8 protein-coding genes and 1 riboswitch are annotated in these 8,472 nt (G+C 69.6%); of the genes, 1 reads left to right on the top strand and 7 read right to left on the bottom strand.

What is annotated here, in order from left to right; all coding sequences use genetic code 11:
* The 6 genes from ABNT58_RS21695 to ABNT58_RS21720 all read right to left on the bottom strand — a co-directional run.
* A partial coding sequence (locus tag ABNT58_RS21695; RefSeq protein WP_348755487.1) for a biotin carboxylase N-terminal domain-containing protein occupies positions 1 to 2,080 on the bottom strand: 2,080 nt, incomplete at its 3' end.
* An 8-nt stretch (positions 2,081 to 2,088) separates the two neighbouring features.
* A complete protein-coding gene (locus ABNT58_RS21700) occupies positions 2,089 to 2,733 on the bottom strand; it encodes an urea amidolyase associated protein UAAP2 (protein ID WP_348755494.1) in 645 nt (214 codons plus the stop codon).
* Positions 2,734 to 2,790: 57 nt separating this feature from the next.
* Positions 2,791 to 3,609: an urea amidolyase associated protein UAAP1 gene (locus ABNT58_RS21705; RefSeq protein ID WP_348755488.1), complete on the bottom strand. Its 819-nt coding sequence runs from the start codon at positions 3,607 to 3,609 to the stop codon at positions 2,791 to 2,793.
* Between the two features lie 14 nt (positions 3,610 to 3,623).
* The gene (locus ABNT58_RS21710; protein WP_348755489.1) at positions 3,624 to 4,466 is read right to left on the bottom strand and encodes an ABC transporter ATP-binding protein; all 843 of its coding nucleotides are present in this window, start codon (positions 4,464 to 4,466) and stop codon (positions 3,624 to 3,626) included.
* Between the two features lie 2 nt (positions 4,467 to 4,468).
* The gene (locus ABNT58_RS21715) at positions 4,469 to 5,359 is read right to left on the bottom strand and encodes an ABC transporter permease (protein WP_348755490.1); all 891 of its coding nucleotides are present in this window, start codon (positions 5,357 to 5,359) and stop codon (positions 4,469 to 4,471) included.
* Positions 5,360 to 5,372: 13 nt separating this feature from the next.
* Positions 5,373 to 6,368, bottom strand: a complete 996-nt coding sequence (locus tag ABNT58_RS21720) for an ABC transporter substrate-binding protein (RefSeq protein ID WP_348755491.1) — start codon at positions 6,366 to 6,368, stop codon at positions 5,373 to 5,375.
* A gap of 61 nt (positions 6,369 to 6,429) precedes the next feature.
* A riboswitch (guanidine-I (ykkC/yxkD leader) is annotated at positions 6,430 to 6,558 on the bottom strand.
* Positions 6,559 to 6,808: 250 nt separating this feature from the next.
* On the opposite strand from ABNT58_RS21720, the gene ABNT58_RS21725 reads away from it, so the two are divergent.
* Entirely contained in the window at positions 6,809 to 7,561 is a 753-nt protein-coding gene (locus tag ABNT58_RS21725) for a hypothetical protein (RefSeq protein WP_348755492.1), read from the top strand.
* A 27-nt stretch (positions 7,562 to 7,588) separates the two neighbouring features.
* Here ABNT58_RS21725 and ABNT58_RS21730 read toward each other — a convergent pair.
* Positions 7,589 to 8,472: gamma-glutamyltransferase (locus tag ABNT58_RS21730; RefSeq protein ID WP_348755493.1), on the bottom strand; the 884-nt coding region annotated here is incomplete at its 5' end.

Here is an 8,472-nt window from a genome sequence, read left to right on the forward strand (position 1 = left end):
AGGCGTTGTCGTGGATGTTGGACGGGTGCAGCCCGGCCTCGCCGCCATCGGGCCGCGCCCATTGCGGCTTGGGCCCGATCAGCCGCACGCCGGTGCGGCTGGAGTTGTAGTGCACCTGCCAGTCGGCATCAAAGAAGGTGGCGATGTCGGCCGGCGTGAAGAAGTCGGGCGCACCATGCGGCCCGTACAGCACGCCGATGCGCCACTCGCGCGTGGGCGCGGGCGGCAGCCCGGCCGGGGGCTCGAACAGCGGCTGACCTGCCGGCTCAGCCCCCACCGGCAGCAGATCACCCGCCCGCAGCGTGCGCCCGCCGTGGCCGCCGAACTGGCCCAGCGTGAAGGTGGACCGGCTGCCCAGGTACAGCGGCACGTCGAGGCCGCCGCGCACCGCCAGGTAGCTGCGGGCGCCGGCTTCCAGCGTGCCCAGGCGCAGCACCGCACCGGCCGGCAGCGCATGGGCACGGCCGGGGGCCAGCGGCTGCCGGCCGTCGGGCCCTTCCAGCGTCACCGGCATTGGCGCGCCGCCCAGCGCCACCACCGCGGGCGCATGAAAGCGCAGCGTGGGGCCGGACAGCGTGCATTCCAGCGTGGCGGCATCGGCCGCATTGCCCACCAGCCAGTTGGCGATGCGGTGGCCCAGCTCGTCCATCGGGCCCGAGGGCGGCACGCCCACGTCCCAGTGGCCCAGGCGGCCGGGCCAGTCCTGCACGCTGGTCATCACGCCGGGGGCCATGACCTCCACCGCCCGCGGCACCGGCGCAAAGCCGCCCAGCGTGGCGGTGACGATGCGGCCTTCGGTGAACACCGGCTCATGGCTGAGCGCGCGCAGGTAATCCAGGTTGGTGGCGATGCCGGCCAGCCGCGTGTCGGCCAGCGCGGCCTGCAGCCTGGCCACGGCCTCGGCGCGGTCGCGGCCGGTGGCGATCAGCTTGGCCAGCATCGGGTCGTAGTGCGGCGGCACGTCGGTGCCGCGGGCCACCCAGGTGTCCACCCGCACGCCGGGCGGGAAAAGCACCTCGGTGAGCAAGCCGGCCGAAGGCTGGAACTGCCGCGCCGGATCTTCGGCATACAGGCGCACCTGGATGGCCGCGCCCTGCGGCTGCGGTGCCTGCAAAGCCAGCCGGCCCTGCTGCGCCAGCTGCACCATCCAGGCCACCAGGTCGATGCCGGTGACCTGCTCGGTCACGCCATGCTCCACCTGCAGCCGGGTGTTCACTTCCAGAAAGTAGAACTCGCCGCCGTCGGCATCCAGCACAAATTCCACCGTGCCGGCCGAGCGGTACTGCACCGCCGCGGCCAGCCGCACTGCGGCTTCGCACAGCGCGGCGCGGGTGTCGGCGGGCAGGCCCGGCGCCGGGGTTTCTTCCACCACCTTCTGGTGGCGGCGCTGGGCGCTGCAGTCGCGCTCGCCCAGCGCGATCACCTCGCCATGACCATCGCCGAAGATCTGCACCTCGATGTGGCGCGCCCGCTCGACGAACTTCTCCAGGTACAGGCCTGCGTCCTTGAAGTTGGCCTGGGCCAGGCGCTGCACCGCTTCCCAGGCGGGCGGCAGCTCGGCCGCGCTGCGCACCAGCCGCATGCCGATGCCGCCACCGCCCGCGGTGCTCTTGAGCATCAGCGGGTAGCCGATGCGCTCGGCCGCCTGCTGGGCCTCGGCCAGGCTGGCCAGCAGGCCGGTGCCCGGCAGCAGCGGCACGCCATGGGCCTGGGCCAGTTGCCGCGCGGTGTGCTTGAGGCCAAAGGCCCGCATTTGCGCCGCGGTAGGGCCGATGAAGGCGATGCCCGCGGCCTCGCAGGCTTCGGCGAAGTCGGGGTTCTCGCTCAAGAAGCCGTAGCCGGGATGGATGGCACCGGCGCCGGTCTCGCGCGCGACGGCCAGGATGCGATCGGCGTTCAGGTAGCTTTGCGCGGCCGGGGCGGGGCCGATGCACACCGCGCGATCGGCCTGCTGCACATGGGCGGCATCGGCATCGGCCTCGGAGTACACGGCCACCGACTTCAGACCCAGGGCCTGGAGGGTGCGCAGGATGCGGCAGGCGATGGCGCCGCGGTTGGCGATGAGGACGGTATCGAACATGGTGCGTCTCAAACCCCGTCCCACACCAGGAACTCGACCGGTGTGGGGTGGTAGGCATTGCAGGGGTTGTTGAGCTGCGGGCAGTTGCTCACCAGCATGTACAGGTCCATCTCGGCGCGCAGCTCCACGTACTTGCCGGGGCCGCTCACGCCATCGGCGAAGGTGAGCTGACCGTCTTCGGTCACCGGCACGTTCATGAAGAAGTTGACGTTGGGCACCAAGTCGCGCTTGCCCAGGCCCACGTCGGCGTTCTGCAGCGCCAGCAGGTAGTTGTCGCGGCAGCTGTGCATGAACTTCTTCTGCAGCGCATAGCGCACGGTGTTGCTCTCGGCCGCGCAGGCGCCGCCCAGGGTGTCGTGGCGGCCGCAGGTATCGGCCACGATGCGCAGCATCGGTCGGCCCAGGTTGCTCACCAGCACCGAGCCGGTGGTCAGGTAGATGCCGCCTTGCCGCAGCAGCGTGCCGGTGGCGCTGTAGTGCTCGGCCGCGTCGTGGCGGGCGTAGAAGATCACGTCCACCGCCTGGTTGCCTTCCAGGTCGACGATGCGCAGGGTCTGGCCGGCGCGCAGCTCGGTGAACCAGGGCTCGCCGGCAGGCTGGCGGTGGCGCAGCACGGCGTCTTCGGGCTGCAGCGTGCTGGGCTGCAGGCGCATGGCGGTGGCTTGGGTGGTGAGCTCGATGGGGGTGTCGGTCGTCATGGCAGTCGGTCCTCAGCTGATCGCGAACACGTCGCTGTTGTGCAGCGCGCGCGCCGTCTCGGGGCGAAAGCGCCGGCAGGGGTCGTCGGCGGGCGCCGGCCCGCGGCGCCAGGCCGCGATGCCCAGGCGGCCGGGCGCATAACCGGGGCGCGGGTCCAGCGGATGGGGCGCCGTGCTCAGCGCCAGGATCACGTCCATGTCCATGCGCAGCTCCAACTGCGCGCCCTTGGTGCTGCGTTCGGCATCGAAGACGAAGCGGCCCTGCCCGTCCACCACCACCTTGCTGAACAGGTTCACCGGCGCGATCTGGTCGCGCAGCGTCAGGCCGTGCTTGCCGGTCTCGATCAGCAGGCCGTCGCGGCCACTGCGCTGCATCGCGTTGCGGTGGTCCTCGAAGCGCTTGGCGCCGTAGCGCGCCTCCATCGTCGGCGTGTCCAGCAGCGCGCCCAGCGGGTCGTGCCAGCCCAGCGTATCGACCGTGAACGAGGCCATCGCCCGGCCCATGTCGCTCATCAGCACATGGCCGGCGCGGTAGTGGGCGGTGTGCTGGGCCTTCAGGCTGTCGGGCATGTTGTAGCGCTCCAGCGTGTCATGGGCGGCGTACAGCACCACCGAGGCATTGACGCGCTCGTCCAGCGCCACGAAGCGCAGCGCGGTGCCGCGGCGCAGCCGCCAGCTCCAGTGCGCGCCGCCGGGCACGATCTCGCTGAAGGCCACCAGCTCGGCCGGCAGCTCGGGCGCAAAGCGCCGCCACAGCGGCAGCGCATCCACCGGCCGTTCGGCGGGCGGGTTGTCCTGGGTGTGCACCGGGGGGTGAACTTGACTAGACATGTCGGTTGCTTCCTTCACTCGGTGAGGTCGATGGAGCCGGCCTGCGACAGCTTGGCCAGCAGCTCGAAGTCGGTCTGCATGCCCGAGGTGGCGCGTATGCGCGCCAGCACCTCGCGCTTGAGCTCGTTGAACGCGGGCGCCAGCTTCATGTCCTGCTGGCGTTCGGCGGGCAGTGGTACTTGGTACACGGTGTCGATGCGGCCCGGGCGTGGTGCCATCAGCACCACCTGGCGGCCCAGGTACAGCGCTTCTTCCACGTCGTGGGTGACGAAGACGATGGTGCTGCGCTCCAGCCGGTGCACGTGCAGGATGAGGTCGTGCATCACCTCGCGGGTCTGCGCGTCCAGCGCGCCGAAGGGCTCGTCCATCAGCAGCACCTGCGGCCGGCTCATCAGTGCGCGGGCAATGGCCACCCGCTGCTGCATGCCGCCCGACAGCTGGCTGGGGTAGTGGCGGGCCACGTGGGTCAGGCCCATCAGGCGCAGCAGTGCATCGGCGCGGCCGGCGGCGGCCTCCACATCAGCGGCGGTGCGGTCCTGCGTGTGCACCTTCAGCTGGCGGCTGAAGCGGATGTTCTCCAGCACCGTCAGCCACGGGTACAGGCTGTAGTGCTGGAACACCATCGCGCGGTCGGCGCCCGGGCCCTCGATGGGCTGGCCGTCGCACAGCAGCGTGCCGGCGCTGCGGTGCTCCAGCCCGGCCAGCGTGCGCAGCAGCGTGCTCTTGCCGCAGCCCGAGGCACCCACCAGCGTGACGAAGGCGTTCTCTTCGATGTCCAGGTTCACGTCCTGCAGCGCCACGGTGGCGCCGAAGTGCTTCCACAACCCCTGCACGCGGATCTTGGGTGATGTGCTCATGCTCAGCGCCGCAGGTAGAGGTAGCCGAAGGCCTTGCGGTGGGCCAGCCGCATCAGCTGGTCGATCGCCAGGCCGATGAGGCCGATCAGCAGGATGCCGCCGAAGATCTTGTCGGTCTGCAAAAAGCGCTGCGCCTTCAGGATGGCGAAGCCCAGGCCCGAGCTGGCGGCCACCAGTTCGGCCACCACCAGGTAGGTCCAGGCCCAGCCCATGGTCACGCGCAGCGTGTCCAGCAGCGCCGGCTTGGCCGAGGGCACCAGCACCTGCTGGATGATCTCGCCGCGGGTGGCGCCCAGGGTCTGCGCCGCCTCGATCTGCGCGGCCGGCACGCGGCGCACGTCTTCGGCCACCATCAGCACCATCTGGAAGAAGGTGCCGATGAAGATGATGGCCACCTTGGCGCCCTCGTCGATGCCCACCCACACCATGACCAGCGGAATGAAGGCCACCGCCGGCATGTAGCGGATGAAGTCGGTCAGCGGCTCCAGCAGCGCCTGCACCGTGCGAAAGCTGCCGATCAGCAGCCCCAGCGGCAGCGCGATCAAGGCCGACAAGGCCCAGCCGGAGACCACCCGCAAGGTGCTGATGGCCACGTCTTCCAGCAGGCCGTCGGCCCACCAGTCGGCCATGCGCTGCAGCACCGCGCCTGGGCCGGGCATGAACACCGGCTGCACCCAGCCGCTGGCGGCCAGCGCCATCCAGCCCAGCAGCGGCAGCAACAGGCCCAGCGCCACCAGCACCAGCGCGCGGGTGCGCGGGATTGGCGTGCGCACGCCCCACCAGGGCCGCGGCTCGGGCAGCAGCGTGGGCACCGGGGGCGCGATGACCGGCATCGCGGGCGGCACCGTGCCCTGCGCCGGCGCTGCGGCGCCACGCATCGTCTGCGTCGTCATCGCAGGCTCCCGCTTACTTCAGCGCTTCGGCCAGCAGGCTGGCGTCGATGCCCTTGGCGGCCTCGGGCTTGCCGTCGATCAGCTTGTGCTGCAGCAGAAAGCCGGCGATGGTGGGCGCCACCGCGGCCAGCGAATCGGGGCCGCTGCCGGCCAGTGCGGCCTGGTTGGCCGCTGCATCGAAGAAGCGGGTGCCGGGCATGAAGACCTGGTATTCCTCGGGCTTCAGGCTCACCACCTTGCTCATGATGCGGGCGGCCTCGGCCGGCTGCTCGCGGATGAACTTCTCGGTGTCCATCCAGGCCTTGATCATGCCCACCAGGTCTTTGCGCTTGGTGGCGATCGCCTTTTCCTGGGCCACCAGCAGGTCGGGTACCAGGCCCGGCATGTCCTTGGAGGTGAACAGCGCGCGGCCCTTGCCACTCTTGGTGATCTGGTCGATCCAGGGGTTCCACACCACCGCGGCGTCCACCCGGCCGGCCATGAAGGCGGCGGCCGCGTCACCGGCCGACAGGTTGGTGATCTTGACGTCGGACGGCTTCATGCCGTTCTTGGCCAGCGCGGTGGCCAGCACGAAGTGCGAGATGCTGTACTGCTCCAGCGCCACCGACTTGCCCTTCAGCTCGGCGAAGGACTTGATCTTCGGGCTGACCAGCAGCGCGTCGTTGCCGGCCGAGTTGTCGTTGACCAGGATGGCCTTGAGCGGCAGGCCTTTGGCCAAAGGACCCAGCGTGTCGGACCAGGTCTGCGAATTGGCATCGAGCTGGCCCGAAGACAGCGCGCTGATGGAATCGGTGTAGTTGGCGAACCAGACCAGCTTGACGTCGGCGCCGTGCTTCTTGAAGAAGCCCTTTTGCTCGGCCACGTACCAGGCCACCCAGCCCGGCCAGTCGGAGACCCCCACCTTGACTTCGGCGGCGGCCGGCAGGGCGTGGCCCAGGCCGGTGGCAACAAGGGCAACGGCCAGCGCGGCGCGCAGGCCACGGGCAGCGGAACGGAAGAGGGGTCGCATGGAAGGCTCCAGGGCAAGGGCTGCTTGAAAACGTCGGGAAGCCACCTCGCAAACGAAGTGAACCTCCCGGGCTTTTGTCCCGCCGTGGAGCCTGAGCACCGTCATGCCGCGCATGGGTGCTTGAGGCCGATGGCTCTTGGACCAGACACCAGGCTTGCACTGCCCGGCCGGAACCCTAGCCACCATTCAGTAGCGATCGCCAGACCGCTTCCCTTGCCTGAAACAACGCAAGGGCTGTGCCTGGTCACGGCGGGTGATTTGCGCCACTGAAGCGCCGAACGGGTTGCCTTTGGTGCCTTCAACGCCTCTGTTCGGTGCTCATCGCCCGCGGATGACGCACCGGGCGCACGAGCCATGGATCATTGCCGCGCTGCGGGCTCGGCCTTCAGCCACACAGCCTCCACAATGCTTGCCCTTGCGGCCCGCGAGACTCGTTCGCCATGACCACTCTCTTGTTCTGCACCAGCTACATCGACAGCCCGCGCGCCTGGGAAGAGCGCTACCAGCGCTGGCTGCGTTACTACCAGCAGGGCCGTCTGCAGGCCGACGTCCTGGTGATGATCGACGACGGTGCGAGCCATGTTCCCGAGGTGCCTGGCCTGTGCCTGGCCGGCGACGATGCCGCGCTGCCAGCCCGCTGCGACGGCCTGCTGCTGTACCGCTTTGCCGAGCGGCTGGGGCGACCCCGTGTCGACCACTACCCCGGCTGGTGGCGCAGCTTCTTCAAGTCGCTGGATCTGGCCGAGCATTTCGGTGCCGACAAGATCGTCCATGTGGAGTCGGACGCCTTCCTGTTGACCCAGCGCGCCTTCGACTGCGTCAACGAGGCCCGCACAGGCTGGCATGTGATGTGGTGCGCCCACTACGGCTTTCCGGAGACGGCGATCCAGGTGATCTGCCAGGACCAGTTCGGCGCGCTGCGCGACTTTCGGCAACGCTATGAGTCCGAAGGCGCATCGGACTTGGCAGAGCGCATCCTGCCCTTCACCGACGTGCACCGCGAATTCGTGGGCGACCGCTACAGCGAGCTGATCCGCATCCACCGCGGCATCTTCCGGTCCCGCAAGTTCGATCGCTTCAAGATCTTCAAGAGCAACCGCATCTTCCGGTACATGCCGCTGGATGCCGACTACGTCACCCAGTTGGAGCCCTGGCAGGATCTGGCCGTGTCCCCGGCCACGCGGCCGCTCTGAAAAGCAGCCGCACGCCGGACCGCAGCACTACCAGCCCAGCGCCGCCCCGTCGCTGCGCGGATCGCTGCCGCCTTCGAACGTGCCTTGCGCACTGCGCAGGATGGCGCCGGCATGGCCCATGGTCTCGTCGAAATCGTCGTAGACCTCCACCTCGTGGCCAGCGTCCAGCAGCGCCTGCACCGTCTCGGGCGGAAAGCGGCTCTCCAGCTTCAGCGATTCGCTCTCCTGCCCCCAGGTGCGGCCCAGCAGCCAGCGCGGCGCGCTGATGGCGGCCTGCGGATTGAGGCCGAAGTGCACGATGCGGCTGAACACCGCGCTCTGCGATTGCGGCTGGCCGTCGCCGCCCATGTTGCCGTAGACCAGCGTGCGGCCGTCGTTCAGCTGCGCCAGTGCCGGGTTCAGCGTGTGGAAGGGCTTGCGGCCCGGCGTCAGGGGGTTCAGCGCCGCCGGGTCCAGCGAGAAGCTGCAGCCGCGGTTCTGCCAGTTGACACCCGACTCGGGCAGCACGATGCCGCTGCCGAACTCGTGGTAGATGCTCTGGATGAAGCTCACCGCCACGCCGTCGCGGTCGATCACGCCCATCCACACCGTGTCGCCCGGGCCCTGGCCGCCGGGCCAGGCCTGCGCCTGCAGCGGGCGGATGTTGGCGGCCATCGCATCCAGCGCCTCGGGCGCCAGCAGCGCCTGTGGGTCCTGCTTCATCCACGCGGGGTCGGTGATCAGGCTGTCGCGGATGGCAAAGGCCTGCTTGGTGGCTTCGACGCAGGCGTGCACATAGGCCGCGTTGTCGGGTGTCATGCTGGCGGCATCGAACAGGCGGTCGAGCTGGCCCAGGATCAGCAGCGACACCAGGCCTTGCGTGGGCGGCGGCATGTTGTACAGGGTGCCGGTGGAGTGCGCCATGGCCAGCG

Origin of the sequence: uncultured Aquincola sp., from assembly GCF_964001545.1 — a bacterium.
Lineage (GTDB): Bacteria > Pseudomonadota > Gammaproteobacteria > Burkholderiales > Burkholderiaceae_C > Aquincola.